This is a genomic window from Mycobacterium sp. E2238 (assembly GCF_001672665.1).
In the GTDB taxonomy this organism is placed as follows: Bacteria; Actinomycetota; Actinomycetes; order Mycobacteriales; family Mycobacteriaceae; genus Mycobacterium.
The window spans coordinates 1-14,423 of record NZ_LZKF01000142.1 but is presented as its reverse complement, the minus strand read 5'-3'; the positions used below and the strand labels follow the sequence as shown (position 1 = coordinate 14,423).

General features: G+C 70.4%; 11 protein-coding genes and 1 pseudogene. 7 read left to right on the top strand and 5 right to left on the bottom strand.

The features are described 5' to 3' along the window. Positions 1–3,244, bottom strand: a 3,244-nt coding sequence (locus A5711_RS11845; RefSeq protein ID WP_067946630.1) for an error-prone DNA polymerase, incomplete at its 3' end; no start/stop codon positions are given. Positions 3,245–3,333: 89 nt separating this feature from the next. Between A5711_RS11845 and otsB the strand changes: the two genes are divergently transcribed. Then, complete coding sequence (gene otsB / locus A5711_RS11840; RefSeq protein ID WP_067946628.1) at positions 3,334–4,461, top strand: trehalose-phosphatase; 1,128 nt, start codon at positions 3,334–3,336, stop codon at positions 4,459–4,461. On the opposite strand, the gene A5711_RS11835 is transcribed toward otsB, so the two are convergent. Then, positions 4,458–5,342 (bottom strand): MaoC family dehydratase, encoded by an 885-nt coding sequence (locus A5711_RS11835; RefSeq protein ID WP_067946634.1) that lies wholly within the window; start codon positions 5,340–5,342, stop codon positions 4,458–4,460. The genes otsB and A5711_RS11835 overlap by 4 nt on opposite strands. An 83-nt stretch (positions 5,343–5,425) precedes the next feature. Here A5711_RS11835 and A5711_RS11830 point away from each other — a divergent pair, with 83 nt between their 5' ends. From A5711_RS11830 to A5711_RS11820, 3 genes are all read left to right on the top strand, one after another. Continuing rightward, positions 5,426–6,139: a histidine phosphatase family protein gene (locus A5711_RS11830; protein ID WP_067946627.1), complete on the top strand. Its 714-nt coding sequence runs from the start codon at positions 5,426–5,428 to the stop codon at positions 6,137–6,139. Positions 6,140–6,294: 155 nt separating this feature from the next. Next, positions 6,295–8,292: an SDR family oxidoreductase gene (locus tag A5711_RS11825; protein ID WP_067946625.1), complete on the top strand. Its 1,998-nt coding sequence runs from the start codon at positions 6,295–6,297 to the stop codon at positions 8,290–8,292. A 43-nt stretch (positions 8,293–8,335) separates the two neighbouring features. After that, positions 8,336–9,079 (top strand): 2OG-Fe dioxygenase family protein, encoded by a 744-nt coding sequence (locus A5711_RS11820; RefSeq protein WP_067946623.1) that lies wholly within the window; start codon positions 8,336–8,338, stop codon positions 9,077–9,079. Positions 9,080–9,098: 19 nt separating this feature from the next. On the opposite strand, the gene cmaA1 is transcribed toward A5711_RS11820, so the two are convergent. Next, positions 9,099–9,986, bottom strand: a complete 888-nt coding sequence (cmaA1, locus tag A5711_RS11815) for a cyclopropane mycolic acid synthase CmaA1 (protein ID WP_067946621.1) — start codon at positions 9,984–9,986, stop codon at positions 9,099–9,101. A 39-nt stretch (positions 9,987–10,025) separates the two neighbouring features. Here cmaA1 and A5711_RS11810 point away from each other — a divergent pair, with 39 nt between their 5' ends. From A5711_RS11810 to A5711_RS11800, 3 genes are read left to right on the top strand one after another with little or no spacing between them, the layout of a single operon-like run. Continuing rightward, entirely contained in the window at positions 10,026–11,045 is a 1,020-nt protein-coding gene (locus tag A5711_RS11810) for a nucleoside hydrolase (protein ID WP_067946619.1), read from the top strand. Positions 11,046–11,056: 11 nt separating this feature from the next. Next, positions 11,057–11,515 (top strand): hypothetical protein, encoded by a 459-nt coding sequence (locus A5711_RS11805; protein ID WP_067946617.1) that lies wholly within the window; start codon positions 11,057–11,059, stop codon positions 11,513–11,515. 48 nt (positions 11,516–11,563) lie between these two features. Beyond that, on the top strand, positions 11,564–12,718 hold the full coding sequence (locus tag A5711_RS11800) for an alpha-hydroxy-acid oxidizing protein (protein ID WP_067946615.1): 1,155 nt from the start codon (positions 11,564–11,566) through the stop codon (positions 12,716–12,718). 7 nt (positions 12,719–12,725) lie between these two features. Here the strand turns inward: A5711_RS11800 and A5711_RS11795 are convergent, their stop codons facing one another. After that, positions 12,726–14,258 (bottom strand): DNA polymerase Y family protein, encoded by a 1,533-nt coding sequence (locus A5711_RS11795; protein WP_067946632.1) that lies wholly within the window; start codon positions 14,256–14,258, stop codon positions 12,726–12,728. 36 nt (positions 14,259–14,294) lie between these two features. Then, positions 14,295–14,423: pseudogene (locus A5711_RS28020) on the bottom strand (hypothetical protein); the annotation flags it as partial.

Here is a 14,423-nt window from a genome sequence, read left to right as displayed (position 1 = left end):
CCAGCCGTTCGGCGACGACGGTGATGGCGCCGCTCGCGTTTTGGACCTGGCCGCGCACCAGCATCGCCGGCGCGGTGTTGGCCAGCTTGCGATGCCGCGCCCACACCGCGGGTGTGCAGAGCACGTTGACCATCCCGGTCTCGTCCTCGAGGTTGAGAAACGTCACTCCCTGGGCGGTGCCGGGCCGCTGCCGGTGGGTCACCGCGCCGGCGATCAGCACGCGGTCGCCGTCGGGCACGTCGAGCAGCTTCCCGGCGGGCACCACGCCCATCGCGTCCAGGTCCGCCCGCAGAAATTGCGTTGGGTAGCTGTCCGGGGAAACGCCGGTGGCCCATACGTCCGCGGCGGCCAGTTCCAGCTCGCTCATCCCAGGCAACGCCGGGACGTGCGACGACGAGCCCACCCCGGGCAGGCGGTCCGGGCGCTGGGTGGCGGCCGCCCCGGCCGCCCACAGCGCCTCGCGCCGGGACATGCCGAAGCAGGCAAAAGCCCCGGCCGTCGCCAGCGCCTCGGTCTGCGGCACGGACAGCTGCAGGCGGGTGGTCAGATCCAGTAGAGAAGCGAACGCGCCGTTGGCTTTTCGCTCCTCTACCAGCCGCTCGGCGAGGTCGTCACCGATGTGGCGCACCGCGCCCAGCCCCAGCCGGACCTGGGTCCCGGCGTTCTCGAGCGTGGCGTGGGCCAGGCTGGCATTGACGTCGGGGCCGTGCACCGTCACGCCGTGCCTGCGGGCGTCGGCCACCAGTGACTGCGGCGAGTAGAAACCCATCGGCTGCGCGCGCAGCAGCGCCGCGCAGAACGCCGCCGGGTGGTGCAGCTTGAACCACGACGAGTAGAACACCAGCGACGCGAAGGACAGCGCGTGGCTTTCCGGGAAACCGAAATTGGCGAAGGCCTCCAGCTTTTCGTAGGTCCGGTCGATGACGTCGTCGGGGGCGCCGTGCAACGCGCGCATGCCGTCGTAGAACCGGCCGCGCAGGCGCCGCATGCGTTCGGTCGAACGCTTGGAACCCATCGCGCGCCGCAGCTGGTCGGCCTCGGCGGCGGAGAAGCCGGCGCAGTCGACCGCCAGCTGCATCAACTGCTCCTGAAACAGCGGTACCCCCAGCGTCTTTCGCAGCGCCGGCTCCATGGACGGGTGGTCGTAGGTGACCGGGTCGAGGCCGTTGCGCCGCCGGATGTAGGGGTGCACCGACCCGCCCTGGATGGGTCCGGGACGGATCAGCGCCACCTCCACCACCAGGTCGTAGAAGATCCGTGGCCGCAGCCGCGGCAGGGTGGCCATCTGCGCCCGGGACTCCACCTGAAACACGCCGACGGAATCGGCGCGGGCCAGCATCTCGTACACCGCCGGCTCGGAGAGGTCGAGTTTGGCCAGGTCTACCTCGATCCCCTTGTGCTCGGCCACCAGGTCGATGGCGTAGTGCAACGCCGAGAGCATGCCCAGCCCTAGCAGGTCGAACTTCACCAAACCGATTGCTGCACAATCATCTTTGTCCCACTGCAGGACGCTGCGGTTCTCCATGCGGGCCCACTCCACCGGACACACGTCGGCGATCGGGCGGTCGCAGATCACCATGCCGCCGGAATGAATGCCCATGTGCCGCGGCAGGTTCCGGATCTGGTTCGCCAGATCGACCACCTGTTCGGGGATGCCTTCTATATCGGGCGAATCCGCCAGCCCGTTCCAATGGCTGATCTGCTTGCTCCACGCGTCCTGCTGCCCCTGCGAGAAGCCCAGGGCGCGGGCCATGTCGCGCACGGCGATTCGGCCCCGGTAGGTGATGACGTTGGCGACCTGGGCGGCGTAGTCGCGGCCGTACTTGTCGTAGACGTACTGGATGACCTTTTCACGCTCGTCCGACTCGATGTCCATGTCGATGTCGGGCGGCCCGTCCCGGGCGGGCGACAGAAACCGCTCGAACAACAGCTCGTTGGCCACCGGATCCACCGCGGTGACACCCAGGGCATAACAGACCGCGGAATTGGCCGCCGATCCCCTGCCCTGACACAGGATGTTGTTCTCCCGGCAGAACCGGGCGATGTCGTGCACCACCAGGAAATAACCCGGAAATGTCAGCTGCGCAATGACTTTCAGTTCGTGCTCGATCTGGGAGTAGGCGCGCGGCGCGGCATCGGCCGGCCCGTAGCGGTCCCGCGCCCCGACCATGGTCAGCTGCCGCAGCCAGCTGTCCTCGGTGTGCCCGGCGGGCACGTCGAACGGCGGCAGCTGCGGCGCGATCAACGCCAGCCCGAACGCGCACTGTTCGCCCAGCTCGGCGGCGGCGGTCACCACGTCAGGGCCCCCCGGGGGCACGTGCCCGAACAGCCGGGCCATCTCCTCGCCGGACCGCAGGTGCGAGCCGCCCAGTGGGGCCAGCCACCCGGCGGCGGCGTCCAGGGACTGCCGCGCCCGGATCGCGCCCATCGCCATGGCCAACCGGCGCCGCGACGGCCCCGCGAAATGCGCCCCGGTGGTGGCGACGACGCCGACGCCGAACCGCGGTGCCAACGCGGCCAGCGCCGCGTTGCGTTCGTCGTCGAGCGGGTGGCCGTGGTGGGTCAACTCGATGCTGACCCGGTCCGCGCCGAACCGGTCCACCAGGTCGGCCAGCGCCCGCCCCGCCGCGTCCGGACCTTGCGACAGGGCTTGGCGCACATGGCCTTTGCGGCAGCCGGTCAGGATGTGCCAGTGCCCGCCGGCGGCCTCGGTCAGCGCGTCGAGGTCGTAGCGCGGCTTGCCCTTCTCCCCGCCGGCCAGGTGCGCCGCGGCCAGCTGACGCGACAGCCGCCGGTAGCCTTCCGGGCCGCGGGCCAGCACCAGCAGGTGCGGGCCGGGCGGGTCCGGCGTCTCGGTGCGGGCCCCAGGCCCCAAGGACAGCTCGGCGCCGAACACGGTGCGCAGCTCGAGTTCGGCGGCCGCCTCGGCGAACCGCACCGCCCCGTACAGGCCGTCGTGGTCGGTCAGCGCCAGGGCGCGCAACCCCAGCCGGGCGGCCTCCTCGACCAGCTCCTCCGGCGTGCTGGCACCGTCGAGGAAGCTGAACGCCGAATGCGCGTGCAGCTCGGCATAGGGGATGGACGAGCGGGCCGCCCGGGCGTCGTCCGGCGGCCGGTACGTTCCGCGCTTGGGCGATAGGGGGGCGTCCTCCCCGGGTACCACCGGAACGCCGGCATGGCGCGGCTTGCCGTCGAGCACCCGCTCCATTTCCGCCCAGCTCGGCGGACCGTTGAACCAGCCCACAACCGCAAGTCTATCGAAAGTTTGTTCGATACAGAACGGCGTGGTTACCGCCCCGTACTCCCCGCTGACCACCGTGAGAAGGTTGGGTCATGCCAGATTCCGGGTCGGTCGTCATCGACCCGCGCCGCCATGACGCGGTGCTGTTCGACGCGCTCGACCCCACCCTGGACGGACAGCTGCGCGGGATCGGGGTCGGCACCGCGGTCTTCACCGAGGACCCGGTGGAAGCGGCCCGCCGGCTGCGGGTGCTGCCCGGCCGGTGCGTGGTCGTCACCGCCGCCGAAGCGGGCGTCGAGGCGGCGCGCGCCGGCGGATTCGCGTTGGTCATCGGTGTCGACCGAGGGCGTGGCGGCGCGCTGCGGGACGCCGGCGCCGACGCGGTCGTCACCGACCTTCGCGAGGTGACCGTGCGCACCGGTGACCGCCGGATGTCGCAGCTGCCCGACGCCCTGACGGCCGTCGACGACCTGGCCGCACGGCGACCGGCGGTGTTCTTCGACTTCGACGGCACGCTGTCCGAGATCGTCAACGATCCGGATGCCGCCATCCCGGTCCCCGGCGCCACCGAGGCGCTGCGCCGGCTGGCCGAACGGTGCCCGGTCGCCGTGCTGTCCGGCCGCGATCTGGCCGATGTGACGAAACGAGTTGGCGTGCAAGGTATTTGGTATGCCGGCAGCCACGGTTTCGAGCTGACCGCACCCGACGGCACGCACCACCAGAACGACGCCGCCGCGGCGGCCATACCGGTGCTGGAGCATGCGGCCGGCGAGCTGCGGGAGCGACTGGGCTCCATCCCCGGAGTGATGGTGGAGCACAAGCGCTTTGGGGTCGCGGTGCACTACCGCAACGCCGGGCGCGACCGCGTCGGCGAGGTGGCTGCCGCGGTGCGCGCGGCGGGCCGCCGCGACGAGCTGCGGGTGACCACCGGCCGCGAGGTCATCGAGCTGCGGCCGGACCTGGACTGGGACAAGGGGAAAACGCTGCGCTGGGTGCTCGACCACCTGACCGGCGCGGACGCGGGCCCGCTGACGCCGATCTATCTCGGGGACGACATCACCGACGAGGACGCGTTCGACGCGATCCACGACGGTGGGGTGCCCATCCTGGTGCGGCACTACGACGACGGCGATCGCGCCACCGCGGCGGAGTTCGCGCTGGACAGCCCCGCGCGCGCCAGCGAGTTCACCGCCCGCCTGGCGCGCGAGCTTTCCGGCTAGGCCTGCACGTACTCCACCGCGCCGTCGTCGAGCACCACGCGCGTCGCCTCATCCTCGCCGCCCTTGGCGGCAGAAGACGCCTCGGTGCGGAACACCGCCTTGCCCGGCTCGGTGCGCCAGATCAGCGTGGTCAGCGTCTCGCCCGGAAACACCGGCGAGGTGAATCGCGCCGCGATCGAGGTGATGTTGGCCGCGACCCCGCCGCCCAGCTCCGCGAGCAGCGCGCGTCCCGTCACCCCGTAACTGCACAGCCCGTGCAGGATCGGCTTGGGGAAGCCGGCCATCTCGCGGGCGAACCACGGGTCACTGTGCAGCGGGTTGCGGTCACCGGAGAGCCGGTAGATCAGCGCCTGGTCCTCCCGGGTGGGCAGCGCGACCCGGGCGTCGGGCTCGCGGTCCGGGATCTCCGGGGCCACCGGCCGCTGCCCCGGCATGCCACCGAACCCGCCCTCGCCCCGGATCACCAGGGTGGTGAGCGTCTCGGCGATCAGCTTCTCCGAGTCGGGGTCCGTGCCCCGGCCGCGCAACACCAGGATCGCGTTCTTGCCCTCGCCCTTGTCCTGGATGTCGGCGACCTCGGTGACCACCGACAGCTTCCCCGCGGGCGGCAACGGCGCGTGCAGCCGGATTTCCTGCGAACCGTGTAACAGCATGGCCCAGTTGAACGTTCCGACCTTGCCGGCCGCCCCGAACGCCGGGCAACAGATCACCGCGTACGTGGGCAGCACCTGCTGGTCGATGCCGTGGCTGTTCTCGGTGGTGAACGACAGGTCGTCGAGACCGGCGCCGACACCGAGCGCGTAGAGCAGGGTGTCCCGGTCGGTCCATTCGAACAGCATCGGTTCGGTCACCGCGCCGACGGCACTCGGGTCAATCGCCATCTGAGTCTCCTTCGCCAGTAATTTCTCCACCTAACCATCGCAAACCCTTCCCACCGATGCGGTCGGCAGGGCAGGCTATCGACATGCCGAAGCGCAGCTTGGTCCGGAACGTCTCGAAGGCGGTCGCGGCGCTCACCGCGGTCCTCATTGTCGGTGCCTGCGGCGGATCGCCCCAGGCGCGCAGCATCACGGTGACGTTCATCCGGCACGCCCAGTCGGAATCCAACGCCAGCGGGATCATCGACACCTCGGTGCCCGGCCCCGGCCTGACGCCCGAGGGTCAGGGGCAGGCCCAACAGATCGCGCACCAAGCGGGCCGCAAGGACTACGACGGCATCTACGCCTCCACCATGGTCAGAACCCAGCAGACCGCCGCGCCGCTGGCCTCCGAGTTGGGCAAGCAAGTCGAGGTGCTGCAGGGCATCCAGGAGATCAACGCCGGCTGGTTCGATGGCAAGCCGATCGCCCAAGAGAACGCGACGTACCTGTTGGCGCCGGCCGACTGGCTCAGGGGCGACATGCAGGACAGCATCCCGGGGTCCGTCAGCGGCAAGCAGTTCAACGAGCAGTTCACCGCGGCCATCCAGAAGGTCTACAACAGCGGCCAGCACAATCCGGTGGTGTTCTCGCACAAATTCGCCATCGAGTACTGGACGCTGATGAACACCAAGAACGCCAAGGACACCCTGCTGACCAGCCACCCGCTGCCCAACATCGGACGCGTGGTGATCACCGGGAACCCGATGACCGGCTGGACCCTGGTCGACTGGGACGGCATCCGGGACTTCCACAGCTGACACCGCATTGATGGTGGCGACCCGCCGCGCCCGGCTAACGCCGCGCTTGCGATCGCCACTGGGTTGATGGTGGCGACCCGCCGCGCCCGGCCAACGCCGCGCTTGCGATCGCCACTGGGTTGACGGGGGCGGTCGCCAGCCGCCACGATGACTCCATGCGTTATGTCGTTACCGGCGGTACCGGGTTTATTGGTCGCCGCGTCGTCGACCGTCTGCTGCAGACCCGGCCCGATGCGCAGGTGTGGGTGGTGGTCCGGCGGCAGTCGCTGGGCCGCTTCGAGCGGCTCGCAGCCGAGTGGGGCGAGCGGGCGAAACCACTGGTGGCGGGGCTGCCGGAGCTGGAGCTGACCGAGGCGATCCTCGCCGAGCTGGGCCGCGTCGATCACCTGGTGCACTGCGCGGCGATCTACGACATCACCGCGGGCGAGGCCGAGCAGCGGGCCACCAACGTCGAAGGCACCCGCGCCGTCATCCAGCTGGCGCAGCGGCTGGGCGCAACGCTGCACCACGTGTCCTCGATCGCCGTGGCGGGCGACTTTGCCGGCGAATACACCGAGGACGATTTCGACGTCGGCCAGCACCTCCCGACCCCCTACCACCAGACCAAGTTCGAAGCCGAGCGGCTCGTGCGCTCGGCGCCCGGGCTGCGCTACCGGATCTACCGCCCCGCGGTGGTGGTGGGCGACTCGCGGACCGGCGAGATGGACAAGATCGACGGGCCGTACTACTTCTTCGGCGTCCTGGCCAAGCTGGCGCTGTTGCCGTCGTTGACGCCCATCCTGCTGCCCGACACCGGCCGCACCAACATCGTGCCGGTCGACTACGTCGCCGACGCGCTCGTCGCGCTGATGCACGCCGAGGGTTGCGACGGCCGCGCCTTCCACCTGACCGCCCCGAAAACCGTTGGGCTGCGCGGCATCTACCGGGGCGTCGCCAAGGAGGCCGGGCTCCCGCCGGCACGCGGATCGCTGCCCGGCTCGGTGGCCGCCCCGGTGCTCAAGGTGCGCGGGCGGGCCCGGGTGCTGCGCAATATGGCGGCCACCCAGCTGGGGATCCCGGCCGAGGTCTTCGACCTCGTCGACCTGAAGCCCACGTTCGTCAGCGACCAGACCCGGAAAGCATTGCGCGGCAAGGGCATCGACGTGCCCGAGTTCTCCAGCTACGCGCCCAAGCTGTGGCGGTACTGGGCCGAGCACCTCGACCCGGACCGGGCGCGCCGCGACGATCCGAAGGGACCGCTGCGCGGCCGGCACGTCATCATCACCGGCGCCTCCAGCGGCATCGGCCGGGCGGCGGCCATCGCGGTCGCCGAAAAGGGCGCGACGGTGTTCGCCCTGGCCCGCAACGCCGAAGCGCTGGACGAGCTCGTTGCCGAGATCCGTGCGGGCGGCGGTGACGCCCACGCTTTCACTTGTGACGTCACCGATTCCACCTCGGTCGAGCACACCGTCAAGGACATCCTGGGGCGCTTCGACCACGTCGACTACCTGGTCAACAACGCCGGGCGGTCGATCCGCCGCTCGGTGGTCAACTCCACCGACCGGCTCCACGACTACGAGCGGGTGATGGCGGTGAACTACTTCGGCGCGGTGCGGATGGTGCTGGCCCTGCTGCCGCACTGGCGCGAGCGCCGCTTCGGCCACGTGGTCAACGTCTCCAGCGCGGGCGTGCAGGCGCGCAACCCCAAGTACAGCTCGTACCTGCCCACCAAGGCCGCGCTCGATGCCTTCGCCGACGTGGTCGGCTCGGAGACGCTGTCCGACCACATCACCTTCACCAATATCCATATGCCACTGGTTCGTACGCCGATGATCGCGCCGTCGCACCGGCTCAACCCGGTGCCCGCGATCAGCCCGGAGCGCGCGGCCGCCATGGTGGTGCGCGGGCTGGTGGAAAAGCCGGCGCGCATCGACACCCCGCTGGGCACGCTCGCCGAAGTCGGCAATTACTTCGCGCCGCGGACGTCGCGGCGCATCCTGCACCAGCTCTACCTCGGTTACCCCGACTCGGCCGCAGCCCGCGGCCTGACCACCGAACCGCCCGCGGCTCCCCCACGCCGACCGAGGCGCCCGGCGCGAGGCGTCACGCGCGGCATCCGGACACCGCGACCGGTCAAGCGCTTGGTGCGACTGGTCCCCGGGGTTCACTGGTAGGTCGGCGCGTTTCAGGCGCATCCGATTGCGGTATTCCGGCGCGATGACGCGGACTCTGTCCGAGAAGCGGGCCGACGCCGACCCGGTGGCCGCCGCGGCCCGGCAGGTCGCCACGACGGGTGCTGCGGTGATGTCCTCGTTCGACGTGACCCGAAGCCTGGGCGCGGCCCGCGAAGAGTGGACCCGGTTCGCCCGGCATTGGCAACATCTGGCCCCCGACCCGTACGCGGCGGAGTTGGGCGTGCAGCGGATGCGCCGCTACGGCCAGTACTCGTTTCGCGATGGCGTGCTGCGCCCGATGCCCAGGAGCACGTTCGTGCAGCCGGAGGAATCCAATCCCCTCTACGTCGGCAAGGACCGCGAGTTTGAGCCGCTGACCGACGCGTTCGCCCGGGACCCCTTGCTGCACAAGGTGATCGGCCTGCTGGCCCGGGTGGCTGCGGCCCTGGACGACGTGGATGACTGGAACGTCAAGGTGCATCCGTTCCGCACCCGGTCGTCGACGGATGAGGGCGCGCATCCGACGCCGGAGGGTATGCACCGCGACGGCGTCACGCTGGTCAGCTCGCTGCTGGTCCGGCGGCGCAACGCCATCGGCGGCGAGAGCACGGTTTGCGACCTGGACGGCAGGCAGCTGCTGGCGACCACGCTGGCCGAGCCCGGCACCCTGATGCTGGGCGACGACCGCCGCACCCTGCACGGCGTCTCTCCGATCCGGCCGATCGACGGCTCCGGCCCGGCGCAGCGCGACGTCCTGGTGGTCACGTTCGCCTCGGCCTGGCCGTAAGGGTCGGGTGCTCTGGCAGTCACTTCTGCAGCGTGAACTGGTTGACGTCGATGTATCCGACCCGGAACGCGTCTGCGCAACCGGTCAGGTATTTCATGTACCGCTCGTAGACTTCCTCGGACTGCACCGCGATGGCCTCGTCCTTGTGGGCCTGCAGCGCGGCGGCCCAGATGTCGAGGGTCTTCGCGTAGTGCGGTTGCAGCGACTGCACGCGGGTCACCGTGAACCCGTTGGCGGTGGCGCGCTCTTCCACCATCGGTATCGACGGCAGCCGCCCACCCGGAAAGATCTCGGTGACAATGAATTTGATGAACCGGGCGAAGGTGAACGAAAGCGGCATGCCACGCTCGGCCATCTCCAGCGGGTGCAGTCCGGTGATGGTGTGCAGCAGCATGACCCCGTCGTCGGGCAACAGGTCATGCATCAGGGCGAAGAACGCGTCGTAGCGCTCGTGCCCGAAGTGCTCGAACGCGCCGATGCTGACGACCCGGTCGACCGGTTCGTCGAACTTCTCCCAGCCCTCCAGCAGGATCCGCGCCGAACGGGTGCTCTGCGACTTCGCGATCAGCCCCTCGACGTGATCGGCCTGGTTGCGGCTCAGGGTGAGGCCGACGACGTTGACGTCGTACTTTTCCATCGCGCGCATCATGGTCGCGCCCCAACCGCAACCGACGTCGAGCAACGTCATGCCCGGTTGCAGCCCGAGCTTGCCGAGGGCCAGGTCGATCTTGGCGATCTGCGCTTCTTCCAGCGTCATGTCGTCGCGTTCGAAGTAGGCGCAGCTGTAGGTCTGGGTGGGGTCGAGAAACAGTCGGAAGAAGTCGTCCGACAAGTCGTAGTGAGCCTGCACATCGTCGAAGTGCGGCTTTAACTCAGCACCCTCGGGGGGCTCCGACGTCGTTGGCATCGTGCCAGCCTAGTCGCTGGCCTGAGTATCTTGGACACAATGAAGTCGCCCGTATTTGTCGACGTCGACACCGGCGTCGACGACGCGCTGGCGTTGATGTACCTGTTCGCCAGCCCCGACGCCGAGGTGGTCGCAATCGCCTCCACCGGGGGAAACGTTGCGGTGCAGCAGGTTTGCGAGAACAACCTGGGCCTGCTCGAGCTGTGCGGTGTTACCGGCGTGCCGGTCTCCAAGGGCTCCGGCGAGACCCTGACCGGGCCGATGCGCCTGCCGTCAAAAGTCCACGGCCCCAGGGGATTAGGCTATGCCGACCTGCCGCCCACCGATCGCCGCCTCACCGACCACGACTCGGCGACCGCATGGGTGCGCGCCGCGCGCGCCTTTCCCGGTCAACTCATCGGCGTGGCGACCGGCCCGCTGACCAATCTGGCGCTGGCGCTGCGGGCCGAACCGGCGCTGCCGACGCTGCTGCGCCGCCTGGTCATCATGGGCGGTTCCTACGATCACCGGGGCAACACCACCGCGGTGGCCGAATGGAACATCAGCGTGGACCCCGAGGCCGCGGCCGAGGTGCTTGCGGCATGGGACCCCGAAACCGTTGGCCAAGATCGCCTTCCGATCCTTTGCGGCCTGGACCTGACCCGCAAGGTGGCGATGACGCCAGATCACCTCGCCAGGTTGGCGGACGCTGCGGGATCGACGGCGACGCCGATGAGCGCGGACGACGAACCCGGTACCCGGTCGACGGCGTCCAACCCCCTGATCCGGGTGATCGAGGACGCGATGCGGTTTTACCTGGAGGCCTACCACGACATCGGCCACGGATACCAGGCACATCTGCACGATCCGCTGGCCGCCGCGGTGGCGCTGGACCCCGAGCTGGTCACCACGCGGCCCGCGACGGTCGACATCGAGCTGACGGGGACCCTGACCCGCGCCATGACGGTGACCGACTGGTCGGGGCGCCGGGAACCCAACGCGCTGATCGGGGTCGACGTGGACGCGGCGGCCTTCTTCGACCGGTTCATCGAACGGGTTGGGTCGTTTGCGCGCGGGTAAGCCTATAGGCCATGAAGATTCGTGTCATCGAAGTCCTGCGCGCGGGATGGGGCGCCGTGCTGCTGACCGCCCCGTCGCAGGTGCTGGACCACATCCACGGGGTGCAGGTCGACCGCAAGGCGCTCATCGTCACCCGGATCCTGGGCGCGCGTCACGTCGCCCAGTCGCTGCTGTCGGGCATCGACCCCGGCCCGGAGGTGCTGGCCGCCGGAGTCTGGGTCGACACGGTGCACTCGATCACCGCGCTCGGCCTGGCGCTGGTCGATCGGCGCCGGGCGCGCGGCGGGTTGACCGACGCCGCCGTCGCGGCGTCGTGGGCGGGCCTGGGCTGGCGCCACTTGCGGGCCGGCAAGGCCAGGACGGACGGCGTCCGCGGGCGCGATCGGTTGGCCCGCACGGTCGTGGGTGCGCTGCCAGGAGGCGGCGGGCTGATGGCGCGGGCGCAGGCGGTCCGCGCCGGACGGACGTAGGCCGCGGGTCGTCGTTTGACCCCCTGAGCGTGGGGTACTGCCACGGTCATGGCTTTCGCCGACTACCAAACCGAGCTGTACGACCAATCGCTGCACGGAAATCAGCCCCAGTACCCGATCAGATTCGATGAGCTGGAGGAGAAGGCGTCGGCGGCGATGCCGCCGAAAGTCCTCGGGTATGTCGCCGGCGGCGCCGGCGACGAACACACGCAGCGCGCCAACTGCGAGGCCTTCAAGCGGTGGGGCTTGTATCCGCGGATGGGGATTGCCCCCGAGCAACGCGACATGTCCATCGAATTGTTCGGGATCAGGTTTCCGTCCCCGATCTTCATGGCACCCATCGGCGTCATCGGGGTTTGTGACCCGGACGGGCACGGGGACATGGCCTGCGCACGGGCCTCGGTCCGCACGGGGGTCCCGTTCTTCGTGGGAACGCTCACGTCCGACCCGATGGAAGACATCGCCGCCGAGCTGGGCGATACCCCGGCGTTTTTCCAGCTGTATACGCCGCCGAATCGAAAGATGGCCGCCAGCCTGGTGCACCGCGCCGAGGCGGCCGGCTTCAAGGGCATCGCCGTCACCCTCGACACCTGGGTCACCGGCTGGCGCCCGCGTGATCTGAGCGGCGGGAACTACCCGCAGGTGCCCAGCGGCTGCCTGGCCAACTACACCAGCGATCCGGTTTTTCGCGCCGGCCTGAGCCGGGGCGAGGACGCCACCGAGGCGGCGGTGCGCAAGCTGCCGATCTTCGGGGGGCCGTTCCGATGGGACGACCTGGAGTGGCTGCGGTCGGAGACCAGCCTGCCGCTGATGGTCAAGGGCCTCTGCCACCCAGACGACGTGCGCCGCGCCAAAGACATTGGTGTCGAAGGTATTTACTGTTCCAACCACGGCGGGCGGCAGGCCAACGGTGGACTGCCGACGCTGGATTGCCTTCCCGAGGTGCTCGAGGCCGCCGACGGTCTGCCGGTGCTGTTCGACTCGGGCATCCGCAGCGGCGCCGACATCATCAAGGCCCTGGCGATGGGGGCGACCGCGGTGGGCATCGGCCGCCCCTACGCCTACGGCCTGGCGCTCGGCGGCGTCGACGGCGTCGTGCACGTGCTGCGCTCCTTGTTGGCCGAGGCGGACCTGATCATGGCCGTCGACGGGTATCCGTCGCTCAAGGACCTGACGCCGGACGCGTTGCGGCCCACCGGATAAAGCACCGTTACTCGTAGCCGCCCTCGAGGTACCAGCGCCGCTGGCGGTAGCACAGTAGAAACGCCCGCTCGCCCTCCAGCAGGACCTGCGCGCGGGCGGTGCGACCCTTTCCCACGTCGGGATCCCACCACCGCTCGTCGACCGGCCACGGTCCCGCCCACCAGTCCAGCCGCTCGTCCCGGCCGTGCATCCTCAGCCCCGCCGGGTCGGCGGAGAACAGCCCCCGGCTCGTCACCCGAACCGGATTCCCTTGGGCGTCAAGCATTTCCACCGGGTCATCGAGCAGCACCGCCGGTGCCGGCTCGGGCAGCCGACCGGGCCACGGCAGTCCCGGGTCGGCCCGCGGAACCGGTTCGTCACCCAGCGGGGTCAACGTGATGCGTTCGGCCGGCCCGCGCCCGCCGGACAGCACCGGCACCCGCACCGCCTCCGGGCCGAGCAGGCCCTGCACCCGCACCAGTGCCCGGCGGGCCCGCAGCCGGTCCTCCTCGCCCAGGCCGCCCCACAGCGGCAACTGCAGCGCCCCCGCCGACACCACCTCGACGGCCTGCAGCCGCAACAGTGTCACCGCGGCCGTCGGGCGAGGGTTGCGCGCGGTCCGGCTGCTCAACCAGCCGTCCAGTTGCCAGCGCACCCGGTCGGCGGTGGCGTCCTCGGTCAACGGCTCGGCGCACCGCCACACCCGGTGCAGTTCTTCGCCGTTGGCGGTGACGGCGTGAATGCCCAGCCGGGTGCAGCCCACCCCGGCGGCCATCAGCGTCCGGTGCAGAGCGGCGGCCAGCGAGCGCCCGGCGAAGGCCGCGGCATCCACCCGGTCGATCGGCGGGTCGCAGTCCAGCACGGCCTCCAGCTCCTCCGGCGGCTCCCGACCGGACGGCCCCCGCTCGGGTTCGCCGCGGGCCAACCGGTGCGCGGTCACCCCGTCGGCGCCGAACCGGGACGCCACGTCGGTGGCCGACAGCGCGGCGAACTGCCCGACGGTGCGAATTCCCATCCGCCACAACAGGTCCGTCAACTCTTCCCGCCCCGGGCCGCACAGGCTGGGCTCGGTGGCGAGCTGGCGGATCGACAGCACCGACAGAAACTTCGCGTCGCCACCCGGCGGGACGACCCGGCCCGCCCGCGCGGCGAAGACAGCGGTGGACAACTGGTCGGCGATCCCGACCTGGCACTCGGCACCGGTCACGGCCACCGCGTCGATCAGCCGTTCGGCGGCGTCGGCCTCGGAGCCGAAATAGCGGGCCGCCCCGCGCACCGGCAACACCAAGAGCCCGGGCCGCAGCACCTCGGCGCGCGGCACCAGGTCGTCCACCGCCGCGATGACCGACTCGAAGAAGCGGGCGTCGCGGTCCGCGTCGGCCGTGGTGACATGCAACTGCGGGCAGCGGGCCGCCGCCTCCCGGCGCCGCAGCCCCCGCCGCACCCCCGCCGCGCGGGCGGCCGCCGAGCAGGCGATCACCCGATTGGCCAACGTGACCGCCGCCGGGGCGGTCGCGGGCAGACCCGCGGCCGCGGCCGCCGCGACCGCGGGCCAATCCATGCACCAGATGGCCAGCACCCGGGAAGCCACCGGAATTCACCCGGCTCGCGCTCGGGCGGTCACCCGTCGTCCCGCACACACCCCGCTGACCTGCAGCCGCACCCGGCTGATCCGCCCGAATCCCGGGTGGCTTCCCGAAGTGAGCTCGTAGCCGCAGACCCGGGC